This is a genomic window from Terriglobus sp. ADX1 (genome assembly GCF_036877645.1).
Classification (GTDB): Bacteria; Acidobacteriota; Terriglobia; order Terriglobales; family Acidobacteriaceae; genus Terriglobus.
Genome location: NZ_JAEDXV010000036.1, coordinates 12,647 through 34,281, shown reverse-complemented (window position 1 = coordinate 34,281; position 21,635 = coordinate 12,647). Strand labels below are relative to the sequence as shown.

20 protein-coding genes and 1 tRNA gene are annotated in these 21,635 nt (G+C 57.8%); 13 read left to right on the top strand and 8 right to left on the bottom strand.

Annotation, left to right across the window (positions count from 1 at the left end; all coding sequences use genetic code 11):
- The 6 genes from JAO32_RS17845 (at window position 1) to JAO32_RS17820 (ending at window position 3,159) form a co-directional block, all read left to right on the top strand.
- Window positions 1-345 (top strand): hypothetical protein, encoded by a 345-nt coding sequence (locus JAO32_RS17845; protein ID WP_334242898.1) that lies wholly within the window; start codon window positions 1-3, stop codon window positions 343-345.
- 10 nt (window positions 346-355) lie between these two features.
- The gene (locus tag JAO32_RS17840) at window positions 356-736 is read left to right on the top strand and encodes an OsmC family protein (protein ID WP_334242896.1); all 381 of its coding nucleotides are present in this window, start codon (window positions 356-358) and stop codon (window positions 734-736) included.
- Window positions 736-2,280 (top strand): aminomethyl-transferring glycine dehydrogenase subunit GcvPB, encoded by a 1,545-nt coding sequence (gene gcvPB, locus JAO32_RS17835; protein WP_334242895.1) that lies wholly within the window; start codon window positions 736-738, stop codon window positions 2,278-2,280. The genes JAO32_RS17840 and gcvPB overlap by 1 nt, the downstream gene beginning before the upstream one ends.
- A gap of 9 nt (window positions 2,281-2,289) precedes the next feature.
- Complete coding sequence (locus JAO32_RS17830) at window positions 2,290-2,679, top strand: GxxExxY protein (RefSeq protein WP_334242893.1); 390 nt, start codon at window positions 2,290-2,292, stop codon at window positions 2,677-2,679.
- Window positions 2,680-2,791: 112 nt separating this feature from the next.
- Complete coding sequence (locus JAO32_RS17825) at window positions 2,792-3,067, top strand: hypothetical protein (protein ID WP_334242891.1); 276 nt, start codon at window positions 2,792-2,794, stop codon at window positions 3,065-3,067.
- A gap of 15 nt (window positions 3,068-3,082) precedes the next feature.
- Window positions 3,083-3,159 (top strand) — tRNA-Arg (locus JAO32_RS17820).
- 117 nt (window positions 3,160-3,276) lie between these two features.
- On the opposite strand, the gene JAO32_RS17815 is transcribed toward JAO32_RS17820, so the two are convergent.
- On the bottom strand, window positions 3,277-6,639 hold the full coding sequence (locus tag JAO32_RS17815; protein ID WP_334242890.1) for a TonB-dependent receptor: 3,363 nt from the start codon (window positions 6,637-6,639) through the stop codon (window positions 3,277-3,279).
- A 317-nt stretch (window positions 6,640-6,956) separates the two neighbouring features.
- Window positions 6,957-7,358 carry a DUF2237 family protein gene (locus JAO32_RS17810; RefSeq protein WP_334242889.1) on the bottom strand — a complete coding sequence of 134 codons (402 nt, stop codon included), beginning with the start codon at window positions 7,356-7,358 and terminating at the stop codon, window positions 6,957-6,959.
- Between the two features lie 65 nt (window positions 7,359-7,423).
- Here JAO32_RS17810 and JAO32_RS17805 point away from each other — a divergent pair, with 65 nt between their 5' ends.
- Complete coding sequence (locus JAO32_RS17805) at window positions 7,424-8,548, top strand: glycoside hydrolase family 76 protein (RefSeq protein WP_334242887.1); 1,125 nt, start codon at window positions 7,424-7,426, stop codon at window positions 8,546-8,548.
- A gap of 67 nt (window positions 8,549-8,615) precedes the next feature.
- Here JAO32_RS17805 and JAO32_RS17800 read toward each other — a convergent pair whose 3' ends face one another.
- The gene (locus JAO32_RS17800) at window positions 8,616-10,247 is read right to left on the bottom strand and encodes an ABC-F family ATP-binding cassette domain-containing protein (RefSeq protein ID WP_334242885.1); all 1,632 of its coding nucleotides are present in this window, start codon (window positions 10,245-10,247) and stop codon (window positions 8,616-8,618) included.
- A gap of 57 nt (window positions 10,248-10,304) precedes the next feature.
- On the opposite strand from JAO32_RS17800, the gene JAO32_RS17795 reads away from it, so the two are divergent.
- Entirely contained in the window at window positions 10,305-10,652 is a 348-nt protein-coding gene (locus JAO32_RS17795) for a low molecular weight protein tyrosine phosphatase family protein (protein WP_334242883.1), read from the top strand.
- 49 nt (window positions 10,653-10,701) lie between these two features.
- On the opposite strand, the gene JAO32_RS17790 is transcribed toward JAO32_RS17795, so the two are convergent.
- Window positions 10,702-11,481: an SDR family NAD(P)-dependent oxidoreductase gene (locus JAO32_RS17790; RefSeq protein ID WP_334242881.1), complete on the bottom strand. Its 780-nt coding sequence runs from the start codon at window positions 11,479-11,481 to the stop codon at window positions 10,702-10,704.
- Window positions 11,482-11,502: 21 nt separating this feature from the next.
- Window positions 11,503-12,531 (bottom strand): anthranilate phosphoribosyltransferase, encoded by a 1,029-nt coding sequence (gene trpD / locus JAO32_RS17785; protein WP_334242879.1) that lies wholly within the window; start codon window positions 12,529-12,531, stop codon window positions 11,503-11,505.
- Window positions 12,532-12,687: 156 nt separating this feature from the next.
- Here trpD and sucC point away from each other — a divergent pair, with 156 nt between their 5' ends.
- From sucC to ndk, 5 genes are all read left to right on the top strand, one after another.
- Window positions 12,688-13,860: an ADP-forming succinate--CoA ligase subunit beta gene (gene sucC, locus JAO32_RS17780; RefSeq protein WP_334242877.1), complete on the top strand. Its 1,173-nt coding sequence runs from the start codon at window positions 12,688-12,690 to the stop codon at window positions 13,858-13,860.
- A gap of 1 nt (window position 13,861) precedes the next feature.
- Entirely contained in the window at window positions 13,862-14,584 is a 723-nt protein-coding gene (locus JAO32_RS17775; protein ID WP_334242875.1) for an endonuclease NucS domain-containing protein, read from the top strand.
- 4 nt (window positions 14,585-14,588) lie between these two features.
- Window positions 14,589-15,461, top strand: a complete 873-nt coding sequence (sucD, locus tag JAO32_RS17770) for a succinate--CoA ligase subunit alpha (RefSeq protein ID WP_334242873.1) — start codon at window positions 14,589-14,591, stop codon at window positions 15,459-15,461.
- Between the two features lie 200 nt (window positions 15,462-15,661).
- Window positions 15,662-16,996, top strand: a complete 1,335-nt coding sequence (locus JAO32_RS17765) for a two-component system sensor histidine kinase NtrB (RefSeq protein WP_334242871.1) — start codon at window positions 15,662-15,664, stop codon at window positions 16,994-16,996.
- Between the two features lie 57 nt (window positions 16,997-17,053).
- Complete coding sequence (gene ndk, locus JAO32_RS17760) at window positions 17,054-17,470, top strand: nucleoside-diphosphate kinase (RefSeq protein WP_334242869.1); 417 nt, start codon at window positions 17,054-17,056, stop codon at window positions 17,468-17,470.
- Between the two features lie 74 nt (window positions 17,471-17,544).
- Here the strand turns inward: ndk and JAO32_RS17755 are convergent, their stop codons facing one another.
- Genes JAO32_RS17755 through JAO32_RS17745 form a run of 3 tightly spaced genes read right to left on the bottom strand, consistent with a single transcriptional unit; the run spans window position 17,545 to window position 21,614 of the window.
- Window positions 17,545-19,521 (bottom strand): DUF4097 family beta strand repeat-containing protein, encoded by a 1,977-nt coding sequence (locus tag JAO32_RS17755; RefSeq protein ID WP_334242866.1) that lies wholly within the window; start codon window positions 19,519-19,521, stop codon window positions 17,545-17,547.
- Window positions 19,522-19,527: 6 nt separating this feature from the next.
- Window positions 19,528-20,814: a hypothetical protein gene (locus JAO32_RS17750; RefSeq protein ID WP_334242864.1), complete on the bottom strand. Its 1,287-nt coding sequence runs from the start codon at window positions 20,812-20,814 to the stop codon at window positions 19,528-19,530.
- Window positions 20,811-21,614 carry an anti-sigma factor family protein gene (locus JAO32_RS17745; protein WP_334242862.1) on the bottom strand — a complete coding sequence of 268 codons (804 nt, stop codon included), beginning with the start codon at window positions 21,612-21,614 and terminating at the stop codon, window positions 20,811-20,813. Before JAO32_RS17745 ends, JAO32_RS17750 begins: the two co-directional genes overlap by 4 nt.
- Window positions 21,615-21,635 lie beyond the last annotated feature (21 nt).

Here is a 21,635-nt window from a genome sequence, read left to right as displayed (position 1 = left end):
ATGGATCTAAACAGCCTGCACAGTGAAGAACTGTACGCAGTGGAATTCGTAGAGAAGCACCTGCAACTTCGCTTTGCGGACGACGCATTGCTGACGCTGTACATCTGGCCGGAAGTCGCGGATGCCGATGGCATCTCCGTGGGCTACGGGCAGACAGGTTATCGCGATGCGTTGTGCTCACTGATTGGTGAAACGGTCAGCGAGTCACAGTTCCACGACGACACAGCCCTCACCGTGGAGTTTGAGAATGGCACCCTGCTGGCACTGAGCCTGCGGGATGAAGACCGGGACGCAACCGAGGCAGGCTCGTTCCGCACAATTGATGGCGAGGTTTTCGACTTCTAGAGGCAAATCTATGAAGAACGAACATCACTACAACACGAGCATCGTCTGGACGGGCAATCGCGGCACCGGCACTTCGTCATACCGCGACTACGCGCGTTCTTACGATCTGACCGCACCGGGCAAGCCTCTCATCGCAGGCGCCGGCATCTCTGTCATCGCTTACAGCGACAACGCTGAAGGCACGATGCAGTTGAATCCCGATGGCTCAGGACACTTCACCTCCGTCACATTGCATCCGCAGGTGACGATCGCTACAGGACACGACCTTACCCAGGCTGACGCGCTGCATCATCGCGCGCATGAACTTTGCTTTATCGCCAACTCCGTCAACTTTCCCGTTGCGTGTGAAGCGACCACCGCACACGCCGCAAACGATTCGAGGGACATCTAATGGCAGACACACCTTTTGTTGGTACGCCGCGCAAGGCCACCACGCACGTCAACCAGAACGAAGGCTTGATCTTTGAGAAGAGCTCGCCCGGCAAGAAGGCTTATCGCCTCGATGCACTCGACGTTCCTGCGATCGACGCAGCTTCGCTGCTCGGCGACGCCGTGCGAACAGACAACCTGGGCCAGATGCCGGAGTTGAGCGAAATCGAAATCGTTCGCCACTTCACTCGCCTGTCCACGTGGAACTACGCCATCGACCTCGGCATGTTCCCTCTCGGCTCCTGCACCATGAAGTACAACGGCCGTGTGAACGAGGCCGTCGCACGCCTGGAAGGCATCGCGGAAGCGCATCCTTACCAGCCGGAATCGCTCTCGCAGGGCACACTCGGCATCATGAAGCAGTTGCAGGACTGCCTCATTGAAATCACGGGCATGGACGCCATCACGCTACAGCCCGCTGCTGGCGCGCACGGTGAGTTCACTGGCATCCTGATGATCCGCGCGTATCACGAGAGCAAGGGCAACGCCCGCAAGAAGGTGCTGATCCCCGACTCTGCTCACGGCACCAACCCCGCGACCGCAGCGGTCGTCGGTTATCAGATTCAGAACCTGAAATCGAATGCCGATGGCGGCGTCGATCTAGAAGAACTCCGCCGCGTGGTCGATGAAGACACCGCCGCGCTGATGCTCACTAACCCGTCCACCATCGGCGTCTTCGAATCGCAGATCAAGGAAATCGCAGACATCCTGCACGCCAAGGGCGCACTGCTGTACATGGACGGCGCAAACATGAACGCGCTCGTCGGCAAGACACGCCCCGGCGACTTCGACGTGGACGTAATGCACCTGAACCTGCACAAGACCTTCTCCACTCCGCACGGCGGCGGTGGCCCAGGCAGCGGCCCTGTTGCATGCAAGGCAATCCTCGAGCCGTTCCTCCCCGCACCCATCGTCGTTGAAAAGGCAGATGGCACACTCTCATTCGAGTACAACCGTCCGCACACCGTAGGCCGTGTTCGCATGTTCTACGGCAACTTCGGCATGTTCGTTCGCGCACTCGCCTACACACTGGCCAATGGCCCCGATGGTCTGCGCCTCACCACGGAAGACGCCGTGCTCAACGCGAACTACATCCGCGCGAAACTCGAGGGCATCTTCGATCTGCCGTACAAGACCAAGTCGATGCACGAGGTCGTCTTCAGCGACAAGCTGCAGGCAAAGAACGGCGTTAAGACCGGCGACATGGGCAAGCGTCTCATCGACTACGGCTTCCACGCCTATACCGTCAGCTTCCCGCTCATCGTTAGCGGCGCCATGATGATCGAACCCACCGAAAGCGAATCGCGCGAGGAACTCGACCTGCTCATCGACGCGCTGCAGCAGATCGCGCGCGAAGCCGCCGAGAACCCCGAGCTGGTGAAGACCGCACCGCACACCACGCGCATCCGCCGCCTCGACGAAACCGCCGCAGCCCGCAAGCCCATCCTGCGCTGGCAAGGCCCACCCGAAGACGTGGAGGCTGACACAGCCGCCAAGGAGTGGTAAGCCAAGGCAATGGATGAGGCAGCGCTCAACGCATTATCAAAACGTGTTCTGGACGCTGCCTTTGCGGTGCATACACAACTTGGCCCAGGATTGCTCGAAAGCGCATATACCGCTTGCCTTGTGTTCGAACTCAGGCAAGCTGAACTACTGGTACAAACAGAGATTCCGGTTCCCATTGTCTATCGAGGACAGAAGCTCGCCGAAGTTGGCTACCGGATGGATATTCTCGTTGAACACGAAGTAGTCATCGAAGTGAAGTCTGTTGAGGCAATTGCACCGCTCCACGAGGCACAGTTGGTTTCCTATCTCAAGTTATCCAACAAACGCCTTGGTCTGCTTATCAACTTCAATGTCCCTTTCCTCAAAGATGGAATTCGTCGACGAGTGAATCGACTGTAAGAGCAGTACGCAAAGAGCGCGGAGTGCGCGCAAAGAACGCCAGGTAGAGTCTTTGCGACCTTCGCGTGTACTTTGTGACCTTTGCGTACTGCTTTTTCGAAAGGAGCCACCCTTGTCCGCCTTCTGGGATCACAAAGAAGAACTGGAGAAATACGAGTTCATGATGGGCGTCGAACGTGGACGCCTGGCTGTCGCGATGGACGTGCTGACAGACGCGCTGGCTCTCGTGGGCCAGCACGGCGTCTACTGCACCTCCAACCGCAACCCGACGGTACCCGCGCTCGACATTCAAGCCGTCATGCGCGGCATCAACGACGCCAAGGAGCTCATCGGCTCCTCCATGGAAGAGATCCGCAAGAAGAGAGAAGCCTCGCAAGCTGCGGGATAGTACACTAACACTTGAGCACCCGTAGCTCAGCTGGATAGAGCGGCAGCCTCCGAAGCTGTAGGTCAGAAGTTCGAATCTTCTCGGGTGCACCATATTGGAAACATAGAGAACCCTGGCGATTGCCAGGGTTCTCTATTGCATATCGAATCGACAAGTAGAAAAGCCCCGGACGAATCCGGGGCTTTCCTGTTTCCAATACTGCGTTTGAATTAGAAGGTGAACTTCGCGATGAACTGCATCTGGCGGGCACCATACAGCAGGTTGCCCGTGCTGGCAGGCGCGCCAAACGCATTTGCAGCGCTCGATGCTACGTAAGGAGTGATGCAACCCGTGTTGCCGCCAGCCGTGTTGCAAGAGGTGGAGGTCGCGGTCGCCTGGGTGTAGGTCGAATACGTCGAGTTCACGCTGGTAACAATCCGGTGGTTAAGCAGGTTGAACGCTTCGGCAGTGAGCTGAAGCTTCGCGCGCTTGTAGATCGGAATGTCACGGGTTACGCGGAAGTCGAAGTTGTTGAATCCGGGTCCGTAGATCGAGTTACGACCAATCTGCGGAGGACGACCCGTCGTTGCAAAGCCAGAGCCGGAGCTGATGGCGCCACCGTAGATGTTGCCACCGGAACCGCCCGCCACTGTTCCGCTCATACCGAGGAATACCGGCTGACCACCAGATGCCGTATCCGTACCGGAGAACTGGAAGTCGTCCAGGATGTGCTTCACCCAAGGGTTGCTCATCAGGATGCGCGGCTGGTAGTTGAAGCTGAGCGTCATACGGCTGCGGATATCGATATCCGAGTTGCCGTTTTCAAGACGAATGTTGTTCGGATCAAGCGGGGTGTCACCACCATAGAACGTACCGTTTGTACCCTGAACCTGACCGGTATCCGTTGCATGTGACCAGGTGTAGTTCATCAGAACTTCCAGGCCGTTCTGGAACGGACGACGAAGGGTCACACCCAGGCCGTTGTACCAGGTATTCGCGACACTGAAGCCCGTGTTGTACGAGGTTAGCGCCGGAACAATGCGGTCAGAAACCAGGTAGTACGGAACATTCAGCGTTTGGGAAGTGTTGCCGCTGGCATCCTTCACCTGGAACGAACGGTTTCCGTGCGGTGTCTGGCCAACCAGGTTGGCGTCGATGAACACCGGCAGACGCATGCCGCGCGTGCCCACATAGCCAACCGACAGGCTCATGTGGCCAGGAAGTTCCTGTTCAACTGCCAGGCTGGCCTCATGCGCGTACGGAGGAACGAAGTTCGGATCCAGACCGTGGAAGCTCTGCGCACCAGCGTTCTGCGAACCACCCACAATAGGAGCTGGAGCTCCTGACGGGCGTAGCTGTCCGGAGATGTCCGGTCCGGGAGGTGTAAACGGCAGGTTCGGGAACTGGATACCAACTGCATTTTGAGCAGCAGTCGTAGCGCAGACGCCGTTGCAGCCGGAGTAGTTGTAGTTCACCTGGATCACGCCATTTTCCACGCGCATCGCGTAGTAGGTGGATCCCTGGTTTAGGCCGGAAAACAGACCATAGCCACCACGCACCACGGTACCCGGATGGGGATTCCATGCAAAGCCCACGCGCGGAGACCAGCGGTTCGTGTTCTTGATGGTGGACGAGTAATAGGTGGAGAGAGCGCCGTAGTTGGTGTTGTTCTTGATCGGCGCCGGGGTGATCTGGATGTCGTAGCGAATGCCAGCATTCAGCGTAAAGCTCGGCGTGATCTTCCAGGAGTCTTCAGCGAAGCCGTCAAACATCTTGAAGTAGAAGTCATCCTTGCCGGCGTTCGCGGCATTGTTCAGGATGTCTGTCGTCTGCACCAGGCTGTAGAAACGGTATCCCTGGTTCGGAGCCGTGTTTCCTGCAACACCGTGGAATACGTCCGCAGTGTAGTTGGAGAAGTTAGCACCGTTGGTGGAACCAGAGTAGGCGTATACGCCGCCGCCCTGGTACAGGTTAATCATCACTTCGTGTACCAGGTTGAAGTCGCCACCGAACTTGAAGGTATGGCGGCCACGAGTGGTAGAAAACACGTCCGTGATCTGCATACGCTTTTCATCCGGCTCAGCGGTACGCGGCAGTGCATTCGGCATGCCATAGGTGAACGTACCAATGGAGACCGAAGGTGCAGGTGCGTTTGCGCCAGCAGTCTCAAGGTCGCGGCCAAGCTGGAAGTGAACCTGGTTCACGCTGCGATCAGAGACCTGCGTGGTCAGGCCCGCAACCAGGAAGCGCTCGTGATAGCTGGTGGGCGCATTGGTCGAAGGCGACGACCCGCTGAAAGTGTTCGCAGTCGAGTAGCCGTACGTGGAATCGAAGTTCGCCCAGTTGAAGTTCACGAACATGTCATTCCGCTTCGAGATATGCCAATCGATACGGGGGAAGAACAGGTTCTGCTTCTGGAAGCGACCAGGTGCGCCAAAGGCATTGGCTTGCACGAATGCAATCGCGGACTGGCACTGTGCAGCAGTCAGGTAATACTGCGTAGCATGCTGGCCGTCGGGGCCGAGAACGCCGTTGTTCGCGCACTGCGTCGGCGAAATCACGTTGTTCGACGCGATCGTGCCGGAGTCCGTAGTGGAGATCGTGTTCGTGTTGTAGTACAGCACGCGGCCCACGCGACGGAAGCCGTCAAACGTGAAGAAGTAGAACAAGCGATCCTTGATGATCGGGCCGCCCACCGATCCACCAAACTGGTGCTGCTGGTGCACAGGCTGCGTCAACAAAAACGACTTCGACTGTGCAGGAGCTGTATTAAAGGCTGACCACTTGGTCTGCGGATCCAGCGCGTTCATCGAGGGATAGCGCAAGTAATAGAACAGGTCGCCATGAATTTCGTTGGTGCCGTTCTTGGTGATTGCATTCACCTGGCCGCCTGCAGCCTGACCAAACTCAACCGAGTAGTTCGACGTGTTCGCCTGGAATTCCTTGATGGAGTCAACCGAGTAAACGTACGGAGCGCCCGAAGCACGGCCACGCGCTTCGCTGAACAACATCTGGTTGTTGTTTCCGCCGTCAACGTAGTTCTGGTTGTACAGGCCGCTGATGCCGTGGAAGCTGACCAGGCCGCTGCCGCCATCGGGCGTCACATTCGGCGTCAACAGGACGAAGGAGCTCCAGTTACGGCTGTTTACCGGCAGGTTGCCGATCAGGTTCTGGTCCACCACCTGCGACACTTCTGTCTTTTCCGTGTCCAGGATCGGCATTTCGCTCGTCACCTGAACTTCAGTGGAAGTACCGGCAGCAGCAAGCGCCGCATCCACCGTCAGCGTCTGACCGACGTTAACTACCAGATCCCGACGATCAACCTTGCCAAAGCCCGCGCCGGTCGCAATGACTTCATACTTACCGGGCTGCAGGAACTGCACCAGGTAGTCGCCCTTGCTGTTGGTCGTAATGTCACGCCGAACACCGGTGTCGGTGTTGATGACGGTAACGGTCGCATTCGGCACAATGGCGCCGGTGGAATCCGTCACAGTACCGGAGATGTTGCCCACACCGGCGGTCTGCGCAAATGCGGTTGCGGCGCTGAGACTACAGGCGAGTACCGCCGTAGCCCAGAGCTTCATTGTTCCCATGTTGTTCTTCAAGGCGACTCCTGCAAACTTTTCTTGCAAAATCTCCGCGGCACTTCAGGCGGCTGCGGGTTCAAAAACTTCGCCGTACATCGGCGATATCCTGCGCTTCGATCGAGTATTTGTTCCCGTTCAATGAAGTCGAAAACGCAAATTAAGGTGATATTTCTACGGTCGGGCAGGTTTGCACCCTATGTCAAGCAGGAAAAATGAAAAGAAAGTGAACGGACGCAGGTTGTCGCAGGAAAACCCGTACTTCTATGGCAGAATGTACGAATTTCCTAAAAATCATAGGTTTACAGGCGTTTTAGCCGAGTCGATTAGTGCAGCTTGTCGGGGATGACAGCGTGCTGCAAAAGCAGTTCAAACGGGACAATGTTCAGCGTGTTTTCATGCGTCGCTTCCAGCACCACAGGGCACGCGGCACCCGCCTCAAACACCTGCAGCCAGCGCGCCGCGCATACACACCAGCGATCACCCGGTTTCAGCCCTGGAAAGCCATACTGCGGCATCGGCGTGATCAGGTCGTTGCCCAGGTGCTTTGACACAGCCAGGAACTCCTCTGTGAGCACGCAGCACACCGTATGCACGCCAATGTCGTCTGGTCCGGTATCGCAGCATCCATCACGGTAGAAGCCGGTCATGGGATCGCAGCCACATGTCTGCATTGGCTGACCCAATACGTTCTTCGATTCCGCTTTGACGGGTTCCACAAAAGACATGCGACACTCCTCGTTCCAGTATAGGAGCGAGACAGAGCCATCGCACACCCGGTACAACTGTGTGCATGTTTCTGCGACGCTTCCTCCTCGCCGTACTCGCTCTTACCGCCGTCTCCCTTTCAGCACAGCAGCCCCCCGTTCCGCACAAAGAGGCGATGCGTCGCGTAGAAGCAGGCATCACCGCATTGCAACGCTGGTACGTACAGCGCACTGGGCTTTACCAGACCACCGGATGGTGGAACTCCGCCAACGCCATCACCATGCTGGTGGACGCGATGCACGCAGGCCTGTCTCGCTCGAACGAAGCGACCGTAAGCAACACCTTCACGCAGGCGCAGATCGTTGTGCCCAAGTCCGAACAAACCGGCGAACTCGTAAAGATGAGCGGCAATACCAGCTTTCTGAACGAGTTCTATGACGACGAAGGTTGGTGGGCGCTTGCGTGGATTGATGCCTATGACCTCACTTCAAAACCGCAATACCTTGCTATGGCACAGTCCATCTTTCGCGACATGCAGGGCGGATGGGATGACACCTGTGGGGGCGGCATCTGGTGGAGCAAGAAGCGGCATTACAAGAACGCCATTGCCAACGAACTCTTCTTTGACGTCAGCGCATCACTTGCACGTCGCGGCACACACGCTGACCGCGCAGAAGCACTCGAATGGGCAAAGAAGGAATGGACGTGGTTCCAATCCACTGGCATGATCAACGACGATCATCTGGTGAACGACGGCCTTGACATCAACAAGTCCACAGGCGTCTGCCGCAACAACAAGCGCAACGTGTGGACGTATAACCAGGGCGTCGTATTGGGTGCGCTGACCGAATACTCACGCGCAACACACGACGCATCGGCGCTGACAGAAGCACGTACGCTTGCCGATGCCGGACTCGCACATCTCACAGACGACAACGGCGTCCTGCATGACACCTGCGAACCTAAGTGCGGATCCGACGCGAATCAGTTCAAGGGTATCTTCGTGCGCAACCTGCGCATTCTCAATCACGAGCTACACGAACCCCGCTATCGCACCTTCTTCGCGGCCAACGCAAACAGCATCTGGCAAAACGCACGCACCGACAAAGATGAACTCGGTGTGCGATGGAGCGGCCCTCCCGCTGAACTCAATGCAGGCACACAGGTCTCAGCGCTGGATGCACTCGTAGCAGCCACAAGCGATCGCTAAGACATCTGCCAGAACAAAAAGAAAGCGGCCACTGAAAAGTGGCCGCTTCATTCTTACTGCGATAGAACTACTTCGCGTTCATTGCAAGCTGCTGCTGATATTCCTCGTATGGCCCCTTGTGATCAGCGATCTGACCATGCTCAAAGTGCCAGATACGCGTGCCCACTTCCTCAATCAGATCCTGATCGTGCGTGACCAGCAGCACAGTACCTTCATACTTTTGCAGTGCCTGATTCAGCGCATTGATGCTTTCCAGATCAAGGTGGTTCGTCGGTTCGTCCAGGATCAGAATGTTCGGCTTCTGCATCATCAGCTTGCAGAACAGCAGACGCGCAGCCTCTCCACCAGAGAGAGCCTCAGTCTTCTTCAAACCTTCTTCACCGCGGAACAACATCTGTCCAAGAATGCCGCGAATCTCTTCCGTCGACTTCTTCGGATCAAAGCTGTGCAGCCACTCTGAAACCGTGGTGCCATGCTGAATGGCAGCCTTGTGGTCCTGCGCAAAGTAACCAATCTGCGCTTCGTGTCCCCACTTCACTTCACCAGTAGAACGCGGAAAGTCGTTGTCCTGCAGATCCGGCATGCCCGACAGCAACGACTTCAACAGCGTCGTCTTACCCGTAGCATTACGGCCCATCAGAATGACCTTCTCACCACGCATCAACTGCGAAGAGAACGGCTTGAACACAGGCCCATGCGTGCCATCAGGAGCAGGCGTGTCATAGGTGTGCGTCACGCCTTCCACTTCCAGCACATGCTTGCCGCTGGGGCGCAGCATGTCAAAGCGAATAAACGGGCGCTGAATGTTCGAGCGCGCAAGTTCCGTCGTGGCCAGACGTTCCACTTCCTTCTTACGGCTGTTTACCTGCGACGAACGCGTACCAGCGCTGAATCGTGCAATGAAGTCATTCAACTGCGCAATCTTCTTCTCGCGCTCTTCATTCTGCGACTCGATGCGGTTACGGACGCTGACCTTCTGCATCACCATCTCGTCATAGCCACCGGTGTAGGTGATGATCGTTTGGTAATCGATGTCCGCCGTGTGCGTGCAGACCGCGTTCAAGAAGTGGCGATCGTGCGAGATGGTGATGAGCGTTCCGCGATATGCCAGCAGGAAGTCCTGCAGCCAGTGGATCGACTCAAGATCGAGATAGTTCGTCGGTTCGTCCAGCAGCAAAGCATCCGGCTCACCGAACAGTGCCTGCGCCAGCAGCACGCGGACCTTCTGGCCGCCCTGCAGCTCGCTCATCTTGCGCTCGTGCACTTCGTTGGGGATATCCAGGCCCTGCAGCAGAATGGCCGCATCGGCTTCGGCTTCATAGCCGTTCTCATCGCCAACAACGCCTTCCAACTCACCCAGACGAATACCGTCATCGTCGGTCAGCTCGGCCTTGTTATACAGCGTCTCGCGCTCTTCCAGCGCGGCCCACAGCGGCGCATTGCCCATGATGACGGTATCGATCACGCGATACGCATCAAACGCATACTGGTCCTGGCGCAACACGCCAAGCTTGCGAGGACGAACAACGGTGCCCTTCTGCGCTTCCAGTTCGCCGGTAAGGACCTTCATGAAGGTCGACTTGCCCGCACCATTGGGACCGGTCAGGCCGTAACGACGGCCCGCAATAAATTGTGTCGACACGTCCTCAAACAGAATCTTGGAGCCGTACCGCATCGTGACATTCGAGACAGAGATCATCACTCCAATTCTCTCATGTGGCGAATACTAGGAGAAAACCACAAACATCACGCGAAAATGAATTCTGATCTGGAAGCCATGAACCTACTCTTCATCTGCAGCCGGAACCGTCGCCGAAGTCTTACGGGAGAAGTCCTCTTCGGAGAACGACCAGGTGTCAACGCACTTTCAGCAGGCACAGCCCCTGACGCGGAAACAGTTGTATCTGCTGACCTTGTGCAGTGGGCCGATGTGGTTTTCGCGATGGAAGCGACACATAAACGCAAGCTGATGAAGCGTTTTCCGCGGGAATTGAAGGATAAGCAACTGATTGTGCTTGGAATCCCTGATCGTTATTCCTACATGGATGAAGCTTTGGTGAACCTGTTGCAGATCAAGGTAGAGGCACATCTCAACAAATCCTAGAAATGCTCTACGGGGAAACATAACTTGAATCTCCCCGCAGACACTCGATTTACCAGGCGCTCTTCACCACACCGCCATCCACACGCACTGGCGCACCATTCGTGCCGCTGGCCTGCTCGCTGCAAAGATAGACAGCCATCGCGGCCACTTCTTCCACCTTGGCAAGTCGCTTGTTCAAGCTGGAAGGACGATCCGTAGCAATGAATTGCTTTTCCACCTGCTCTACAGTGATGCCCTTTTCCTTCGCAATCTTCTCCATCATTGCAGTCACGCCTTCACTCTCCGTGGGACCGGGCAACAGGCTATTCACCGTCACGCCACTCGCCGGAATCGTCTCTGCAATGCCGCGCGCCAGTGCAATCTGCGCTGCCTTCGTCACGCCGTAGTGCACCATCTCCGGTGGAATCTGCACACCGCTTTCGCTCGAGACAAACAGCACGCGTCCCCACTTACGTTCCACCATACCCGGCAGATACTGTCGCGTAATGCGCACACCACTCAACACGTTTGTGTCCAGAAAGCGCATCCACTCCGCGTCATCAATCTCAAGAAATGGCTTCGTTTCAAAGATGCCAAGGTTATTCACCAGCACATCCACCTGCGGCAACGCTTTGAAGAGTGCAGGCGTGCCTTCAGCCGCACTCAGGTCCGCTGCAATCCCATGAACATCCCCGGCAAGCTGCTTCAGCGCAGCGTCGACACGTTCCTGCGTGCGCCCATTAATCCAGACAGTCGCACCTTCCGCCGCAAGTCCCTTCGCAATCGCCAGTCCAATACCCGCAGTTGATCCGGTTACCAGCGCGCGTTTTCCCTTGAGTCCCAAATCCATCGGTAGCACCTTCCTATCCGCTTAGATTCGTGCCGCCCCCGTGGCGATGCGCGCCAGAAGTGCCTGCACCTTCCCGCTATCCACCGTCTGCGCCGCAACCGCAACGCCGTCCCGAAGATCCTTCGCCACTCCGGCCACCACCAGCACCGAAGCCGCATTCAGCAACACAATATCCCGCCGCGGCCCCGTCTCTCCTGCAAAGATGCCGCGCAGAATTTCCGCGTTCTCTTGCGCATCGCCACCAGCCAAGGGATCGTCAGACATCTGCAATCCTGCGTCCTCCGGTGTCACGGTATAGCGACGCACATTGCTTCCCCTCACCTCTGCCACCAGGCTCGGCCCTGAGAGCGATAACTCATCCAGCCCACCTGCTCCATGCACTACCAGCGCATGATGCATGTGGCCGCTGTGAGCCAGCGCATGAGCCACATGATCCACCGCCTCTGCCGAGTACACACCCAGCACCTGACGCTTCGCTCCCGCCGGATTTGTCATCGGTCCAAGCAGGTTGAATACCGTTCGGAACGGTAACGCCTTACGCACCGGAGCGACGATTTTCATGGCCGGATGCATCCTCGGCGCCAGCAGAAAAGCGAACCCATGTGCCCGCAACGCAGCCGTTGCCGATTCCGCCGTATGCTCCGTTTCAATGCCCAGCGCATGCAACACGTCGGCCGATCCGGAACGCGACGTCACCGCCTTATTGCCATGCTTTGCAACGGTCACGCCCGCCGCCGAAGCAACCAGAGCTACCGCCGTGGAGATGTTGAATGTCCCCGATCCATCGCCGCCCGTACCGCACGTATCTACAGTGTTTTCGCGCTCTTCGTCACTCAACGGCAATGTTGTTGCAGCACGCCGCATCGCAGCGTGGAAGCCCGCCAACTCCTCCGCCGACTCGCCACGACGATGCAGCGTCGTCAACAAAATAGCCATCTCGCTTTCGTCAAACGCGCCGTTCAAAAGATCCGTCAACAACTGTTCTGCGCTGTCAAAGCGCAGCGTCTCGCCGTGGTGGACAACAGACTGAAAGAGTTCGGTGGAAGCCATGCAACTCCATGGTCGCAGATATGCCGCACAATTCGATAACCGAACACGCGTGCGATATCCATTTACGTGTTTCATCGCGCTCCGCTACCATGAGCCGTGTTGTAACCCAAGAGCGCTTTGTTCCAACAAAACGCCGCTCCGGAGCTGTTCTGAACGATGAAGATTCACGAGTACCAGGCGAAAGAGATCCTGCGGAAATACGGCGTCCCCGTCCCCGAAGGCGAAATGGTCACCACGCTGGAAGACGCCGACCGCGCTGCGAAGAGCCTCTTCTCCGCCGGCAACCCCGTCGTTGTGGTTAAGGCGCAGATTCACGCAGGCGGCCGCGGCAAGGGCGGCGGTGTGAAGGTCACCAAGAACATCGACGCGGCCAACGAAGCCTCCAAGGCCATTCTCGGCATGCAGTTGGTCACGCATCAGACCGGCCCGCAGGGCCAGAAGGTGCAGCGCCTGCTCATCGAACAGGGTTCCGCCATCGACCGCGAACTCTATCTCGGCGTCACGCTGGACCGCGGCAACGGCAAGCTCACCTTCATGGCATCGCGCGAAGGCGGCATGGAGATCGAAGAAGTCGCGCACAGTAACCCGGACGCCATCTACAAGGAAGCCATCGAGCCCGCGCTCGGCCTCCAGCCATGGCAGGCACGCAATCTCGCATTCAAGCTCGGCCTCGAAGGCCCGCAGATCAACCAGGCTGTCAGCTTCATGATGGGCCTCTACAAGGCGTACGTCGAAACCGACTGCTCCCTGCTTGAGATCAACCCGTTCGTCACCACCAAGGACGGCAAGCTGCTCGCGCTCGACTGCAAGATCAACTTCGACGACAATGCGATGTTCCGCCACAAGGATCTGAAGGAACTCCGCGACATCAGCGAAGAAGACCCGCTCGAAGTGGAAGCCAGCAAGGACTCGCTGAACTACATCCGCCTCGACGGCTCCATCGCCTGCATGGTGAACGGTGCCGGTCTCGCCATGGCGACCATGGACATCATTCAGTACAGCGGCGGTTCGCCTGCCAACTTCCTCGACGTAGGCGGTGGCGCAAACCAGCAGCAGATTGAAGCAGCATTCGCCATCCTGCTCGCCGACCCGAACGTGAAGGCAATCTTCATCAACATCTTCGGCGGCATCCTCCGCGTTGATGTGCTGGCAACCGCAGTCGTCGCAGCAGCTCGCAATCTGAATGTCACCTTGCCTCTCATCCTTCGCTTGGAAGGAACAAATGTTGAGGAAGGCCGCAAAATTCTTGCCGAGAGCGGCTTGAAGTACGCCGTCGGAGCAACAATGGCCGAAGCAGCACAACTCGCAGTGGAAGCTGCAAAGGGATAAGGTGGCTGGCAAAATCAAGCAGATTCAGGTCGCGATTGCTGCGTGTTTCGAAGAAAACACGCAGCCTCTCACTCGCGCCCAGATCGTCGCTTGGATTGGCGGTCACTATCCAGACAGTGGCTTTAACCCAAGCACCATAACTGCGCAGATATATCGTTCTTGCATCAACGTGCCATCAGCGCAGGAATATAGTGCTCCGAAGATTCTGTTCTTCGACAAGCAAAATCGGACGTACAGGTTGGCTTCGGGAACAGACACAGTCGTAACAGTTGTCGACGAGGAAAGTCCGGTAGAGAGCAGTGAGGAAGAAGCGTATTCGCCTTCGTCACGCTTTGCTCTTGAATCACACCTGAGGGATTATCTTGTTGCAAACCTTCAGGTAATCGAACCAGGTCTCGTTCTCTGGAACTCTAACCCGCCAACTGTGGAGTATCAGATTGGCAAGAGACGCATAGACATACTCGCGAAAGATAAGGCGGGAACGCCTGTTGTTATCGAGTTGAAGCGTGGGTTGGGCTACGACAAAGTGGTTGGGCAAGCACTTCTATATCAGGGGATGATTGCGCGAGAGATGAACATCCAGCGCGTCCGAATCATCCTCATCGCCAGCGAAGTTTCTGATGAGTTGAAGATTGCTTCATCCAGACTTTCAGATATCGATTTACTCGAATATTCAATCTCAATGCAGACCACGAGGGTAAACACAACCCTCCTTGAGGAGTAGCGACATGGCAGTATTGGTCAACAACGAAACACGACTCATCGTTCAAGGCATCACTGGCCGCGAAGGTACTTACCACGCGAAAGGTTGCCAGGACTATGGAACGAAGGTAGTCGGCGGTGTTACTCCAGGCAAAGGTGGCACCACGCACGAAGGCTGGCCTGTGTTTAACACCGTAGAGGAAGCTGTCGCCGCCACCGGCGCAAACGCCACCATGATCTTCGTTCCGCCACCGTTCGCAGCGGACGGCATCATGGAAGCCGTCGCAGCAGAAATCCCGCTGGTCGTCTGCATCACCGAAGGCATTCCGGTGCTGGACATGGTGAAGGCGTGGACTGTCGTGAAGGACTCCAAGTCCATTCTCATCGGCCCCAACTGCCCCGGCGTTATCTCGCCCGGCATGGCCAAGATCGGCATCATGCCCGGCCGCATCCACAAGCAGGGCAAGGTGGGCATCGTCTCGCGCTCCGGCACGCTAACCTACGAGGCTGTACACCAGCTCACGCAGCGCGGCATCGGCCAGTCCACGGCCATCGGCATCGGTGGTGACCCCATCATCGGTACCAAGCATATTGACGCCATCAAAATGCTGAACGACGACCCCGATACTGAGGCCATCGTAATGATCGGCGAAATCGGTGGCACCAACGAAGAGCTGGCAGCCGAGTACATCAAGGCGCACGTGAAGAAGCCGGTTGTTGGCTTCATTGCAGGCCAGACGGCGCCTCCGGGACGCCGCATGGGCCACGCCGGCGCCATCATCTCTGGCGGCGAAGGTACGGCAGAAAGCAAGATGGCCGCCATGGCCGCTGCCGGCATCCACGTTGTGAAATCGCCTGCCGACATCGGCGAAACCATGGCCCGCGTACTCGGAAAGTAAACCTACCTAACCATCAGTTGCCTCGCAGGGGACGCCACACGGCGCCCCCTGTTGTCTTTCCTGACTCTGCTTTCACCGCCTCAAACAACCGTGTTACCCGGAAAAACCCTTTAAATCCGCAAAGGCACAGCTTCGCTATGTTTTGCATCCATCTAGAAGCAGGGGCGCTTGATTAAGCTCCGCTGCCTTGGAGAAGCAGCATGGAGAGGCCGGAACGACCAAAGGACGTGCAGGAAACTCCGCAAAACACCGCGGATGACCTCTTGCAACACGTAACCGTCGCCATCTTTGCTATGGATGCGCAAGGCATCTGCACCCATGCCAATGCTGCGGCAGCCAGAATGTTCGGCTATGAGGTTTCCGATCTCCTCGGAGCAGATATACACGCCCTTCTGCACACCCGGCACGCAGACGGGAGCAATTACGACCGCACCACCTGCCCCTTCCTGCACTCTGCCATCACAGGCGAAGAGATTCGTAGCGTAGATGAAGTGCTGTGGTCCCGCTCCGGCGACCCCATCCATGTATTCGGGTCGTCCGTTCCTTTGCCCAACGGCAAAGGAGCCGTGGTCACCATTCAGGACGGCACCTCCCTTCACCATCTGCAGGAACACCTGGAACACACCCAGCACGAGCAGGCCGAAATACTGCGTCAGCGCGATGCCGCGGCCCGCATCGAGCGCGAACTCGCCCACGAAAAGGAAATGCACCAGCGCGAAGTTGCCGTAGCGACCGAACGCGCCGCCACACAGCAGCTGCGTGCTCAGCAACGCGCCGCAGAAGACCGCCTTCTGCAATCGGAGAAGCTGGCGGCAGTCGGTCGCCTCGCGGCCTCTATTTCGCACGAGATCAACAATCCGCTTGAAGCCGTCACAAACCTGCTCTACCTCGTACGAAACGATCCTTCCATCTCCGCTGAATCAGGCGAATATCTGAAGCTGGCCGAATCAGAATTGGCACGCGTCTCGCAGATCGTCTCACAGACGCTGCGTTTCCAGCGCGCCGGAACCACGCCGACAGAAGTCGTTCCGGAATCGCTTATCGACTCGGTGCTCTCACTGCATCAAGGGCGGCTGCATCATCGCCGCATCCAGATTCGTCGCAGGCATCGCCCTTCGTCTGCGTTCCGTTGCGCAGAGGGCGATGTGCGCCAGATTCTGAACAATCTCGTGGGCAACGCCATCGACGCCATGAGCAAGGACGGCGGCACGCTGACGCTCCGAACCACGCCCGCCCGCGACCGCCGCACCGATCAATCTGGAGTCCGCATCCTGATATCCGACACCGGCCACGGTATGCCAAGCCATACCTCTGCACGCATCTTCGAGCCCTTCTACACCACCAAGGGAGCCAACGGCTCCGGCCTGGGTCTATGGATTTCCAACACGCTGGCGAACCGCATGGGCGGCCGCATCTGTGTGCGATCCAGAACGGGCGGCGGAAGACACGGGGGCACAACATTTTCCGTCTTCATCCCGAATGCCTTGGAAGAGCAGCACTCTTTCACGCAGGAGCAACACGCGGAAGCCGCCTGAATCTGCGAAAAACGGTACAATCGTAGGGTTGAGATCAAAACTCACCTAGGGAGTACCATGTCGCAGCGCACGTTTTCCATCGTCAAGCCGGACGCCGTCCGCAAGGGCCACACCGGCGCCATCCTCGCCAAGATTGAAGAGGCAGGCTTCAAGATCGTCTCCATCAAGAAGATGTCGCTGACCGACGAGCAGGCGCAGGGCTTCTACCACGTTCACAGCGAGCGCCCCTTCTTCAAGGATCTGACCAAGTTCATGTCCTCCGGCCCCATCTTCCCCATGGTTCTGGAGAAGGACAACGCAATTGCTGATCTGCGCAAGTTGATGGGCGCCACCAACCCGGCCAACGCTGAGGAAGGCACCATCCGCAAGCAGTTCGCTGCTTCCATTGAAGAGAACGCGATCCACGGCTCTGACGCTGAGGACACCGCAGCATTCGAGATCGGCTACTTCTTCGCCGGTTACGAACTGAAGTAGTTTTCGCTTTCGCAGTACACAAATACGAAGGCGCTTCCATTGGGAGCGGCCTCGTATTTGTGTTTGCAACGGGCTTACTGTGCCTGTTGTTTATCCCTTCGCACTGCATCGCGTGACATCTGCTCTGCCTGCTTCTGTTTCTCCAGCGCTTCCCTCTGCTTTTCGTGCGCTTCCCGCATCTTTTCGCGGGCCTGTTCCATCTGCCGACGGGCCTGTTCCTTCTGCTCACGGGTCAGGTCCTTTGCATTCTCCAGCGACTTCTGGCTTGCCGCAAGCGCATCTTCTGCCTGCTTCAAAGCGTTCGCTGTGATCGCGTTCACGTCCGGCATCGGGATGGTGAGGGTATCCGGCGGTTCAGGTGGCATTGGAGGAACCGGCACGCCCGACAGCTTCTGCGGCGCAGGAGGAGGTGTCAACCCGCCTTCAATGTTGCGGCTCACCGAAATGTCGCCGTGAGAGGTATTAATCCGCACCTGCGGTCCACCACCGTTCACATTGCCGGTCAGGATGCCTTTGCCCGGCGAATTCGTGGAACCGAACTCGCTGTGCACATCGCCGTCGCTGGTCTCTGCCTGCAGGTTGAACTTGCCCTTATCCGGCAGAGTCAACGTAACGGAGCCATTCTGGTTGTCGATGGTCAGCGCGCCAACCGGCAGCGCCGCATCCACCTTCACATCGCCGTGATTGTTCACCACCTTCAGTTCGCCCGAGACCTTGTTCAGCGTCACGTTGCGGCTGCGTGTCTGCACCAATGCAGGGCCAACCACCTGGTCCGCCTCAATGTCATCGCGATCAATGGAGAAGCTGCCATACAGCTTCGAGAAGCTCAGATCGGTCCGGCTGCTGTTATAGGCAACACGTCCGCTCACACGCTGTACATTCGATCCGCCAAAGAAGTCACCATGAATCGTGGCGCTACCCGTAATGTCGGTCAGCGTCACTTCATTGCCTGTGCCATCAACAGTGGTGTCACCTGCAACGCTGCGCACGCTGATGTCGTGATGCCGATTGTTTCCGTGCACCTGCACCGGCCCGGTAATGGCAGCCACTTCCACGTCGCCGTTATCGGATGTCACCACCAGCGGTGCTCTCATGTTCGTCACATGAACGTCGCCGCGGGTGCTGTTCAACAGCAGATGCGTTGCAGGAGGCACCAGCAGAGTCACATCAGCCGTACCGCCCTGCACCGTTGGAACACGCAGTGTCAGGTTGTCATCCGCGCCTTCAAACACTGGCGAAAGATCACGCATGCGGTCCGACGCCGCATTATCCGAGTTGGTGTAAACCGACTTGTGTACCGACAGATGAATCTGCCCGTCATCGCTCGTTCCCGCGACCGAGATATCGCCGCGCGGATTGACGATGGACAGTGAACCATTTGCCTGGATCGTCCGCAGCATCGGCGCTGCATCTTCCTCGTGCTTCTGTCCGAAGAAATGTTCCATCCCTTCGCCCTTGAAGCCAAAGAACTGCATGCCGTTGTTATCGGCGCGCCACTGCAGCGTGTGTGTTGCCAGGCCAATGCAGGCCAGCACCACCAGAACGAAGATCACGCCGCCACCAATGCTGTAACGCATCGGCGGTGCATCGGCAGGAGCCATGGCACGATCAATGCCCCACTCCGCCAACCGCAATACGCCAACCGCAATGAATAGCAGCGGCCACCAGTGCGCGTACCAGTTAAAGAAGCCAACGGCAGAGATCTTGTCCGTGTGAATCAGGAAGAAGATCACACCAATCGTAATCAGCAGAATCGGCCCGATCAGCGAAGTCCGGCGCTGTCCGCGCCAGTACATCTTCATCTGGTCACGCTGCGCGCGGGCCTGCATCTTCCATGCCGCTGCCGCTGCTTTCTGCTGCGCCCGGCCCTGGCGATCGGCCATCCGCTGCTGATCGCGATAGAACCGCTGCTGCGCCTTCTGCCAGCGTGGGTCATAACGCGGATCACGGCTGGGATCGTAGCGCGGATCGTTCACGTTCGTCGGATCATACGGCGCGTTCGGATCGCCGCTGGGCGGATAGGGAGGCTGGTTTGGAGGTGTCGTGCTCATGGCTCTTTACCGTCCTTCCTCATCGTTGCCGATGCTCAAATCGTTCTCTGGCCGCGTGTACTTCGGCACAATCGAAACAGGCTCATCCTTCGCTGCAACAGACGTCTCCGCTGCGGGAGGAACCGGCTGCCCCGGATATCCGGGATAGCCCGGATAATTCGGCATGGTGCGGTTCTGCGTCACACGTTCCACCAGCAGGATTCCGCCCAGCGCAATCAGGAACACCGCCCAAAGTATCTGGCCATGCAACACGTGCAGTCCCTGCAGGAAAACCAGTAGACCGAGAACCAGCACGATGGCGGCTCCGCGATACGCCCGGACATTAGTGAACTCCAGTTCAGGCGAACCTTCGGGATACAGGTACCGCAGTGCCGTGTGGCGGCGATAGATCAGGAACGCACCCAGCCCCATCAGGAACAGGCCGCCGGTCGCTTCGCCTTCCAGGCCGGAGAACGGCCGCAAAGAACCCATCAGGGCAAAGATTCCCAGTCCAATCAGCCAGAACGCACCCGCAGGAATCTGTTTCGCCGGGGGCACAACAGGCATCGGAGGAACAGGGGGTACTGGAGGCATGCCATAGGCCGCAGGAGGCACAGGCGGCATGCCATACGCTGCAGGATCATACGGAGGTGCATAGCCCGCAGGAGGCACCGTCGTGGTGCTCTGTGAATACACGTTCCCCGCAGGGTCTACCTGGTAGCTGCTCGTGTTTCCCGCAGCATCCGTACGCGAGTAATAGCTGGCTCCGGTTGCCGCGTCGTAGCGCGTCTCTTCCATCCCAGGTGCAGCACCGGGCATACGTCCCACCGTCTGCGACCACGTGCGATTCAGGTCAGGATGCGAGTGCGGCTGAAAGCCAAAGCGCTCGCCAATGTTGTTCAGGCCAAACGGGTCAGGCAGCGGGCTTCCATCACGACGCGCCAGCGCCGTCTGGTACGCCTCAAATGCCATGTAGATCACCCAGCCCGCCACGAAAATACCAAAGATATCGGCAACATGGTTGGCCAGTGAAGTGAAGATCGCAAAGATCGCGATGTGTGCCAGCCCCTTGGCAAACTGGCCGTTGTACATCGCGCCTACGCCGGGGATAAAGCCCAGCAGGCCCGCCAGCAGAGGATTGGGAATATGCGTTCCCGGCGGCGGAGGATAAGCAAAAGGTGGTGGTGGAGGCGGAGGAACTGCTCCTGCCGGGTCATAATTCGTGCCTTGCGTACCCGCCACCGGGTCGTAACCCGTGGAAGCACCCGGCGCAGTGTAGCCCTGCTGATTGCTGCTGTTGTCCTGGATGCTCATGCCTGTTCTCCTTTTCCGCGACGATCCAATGCGGAAGTCTCTCTGCTGCTCTGCACTTCCTGGAAGTGCGGGTGGTGCCAATCGACGTGCAGCTCCCGTCTGGGAAAGGGTGAACTGCTGCGAGGCTGCCCGGCTGGAGCAGGACGCTGTTCGGAATCGTCCTTCTTCTCCGGTTGGTTGGTAATACCGCGTTGCGTTCCGTTGTCGGTATCACGCTGCATCTCACGCACACGCGATTCCAGCTCGTACACCACGCGAAGGTTGTCGTAATACCGCACCACCTGGCTGTTCATGTTCCAGAAGCTGCGGCGGAGACTTGAGGGCTTTAGATCGCTGGCACGCAACGCGCCAACATGAACGCCAAACAGATTCATCGTCAGCGCAATCGAGAAGAACGCCATCGCCGCCGTCATCGCAAAGCGTGGCTGCATCACCGTGTGCACCATCCGCGCCCATGCATTTTTCGGCTCCGGTGCACGGAAGGGCAGAATCTTCGCGCCCTGGCTATTTCCAAACAAGGAACCGGAATGCGCCACCTGAGCGGCCATCGCGCTGGCCAAACCTTCGTTGCCACTGGTCCGCATCAGGATGCGAGCCACCAGGTTTGCCGGCGGCACTGGCTGCTCCTCCTTCAGCATGTCCATCCATGCACTGCCCTTGCGAATCTCTTCGTAGAGCTTTTCGCACGATGGGCATTCGGCCAGATGCAGGCGGAAATGCGTATCGTCTTCGGCCAGCAGTACGCCATCGGCTGCGTCCAGCAGCATCGCTTCGCACTGTGTGCAGGTGAGCCGACTCATGCGCTTCTTTCCTCCCTCTGT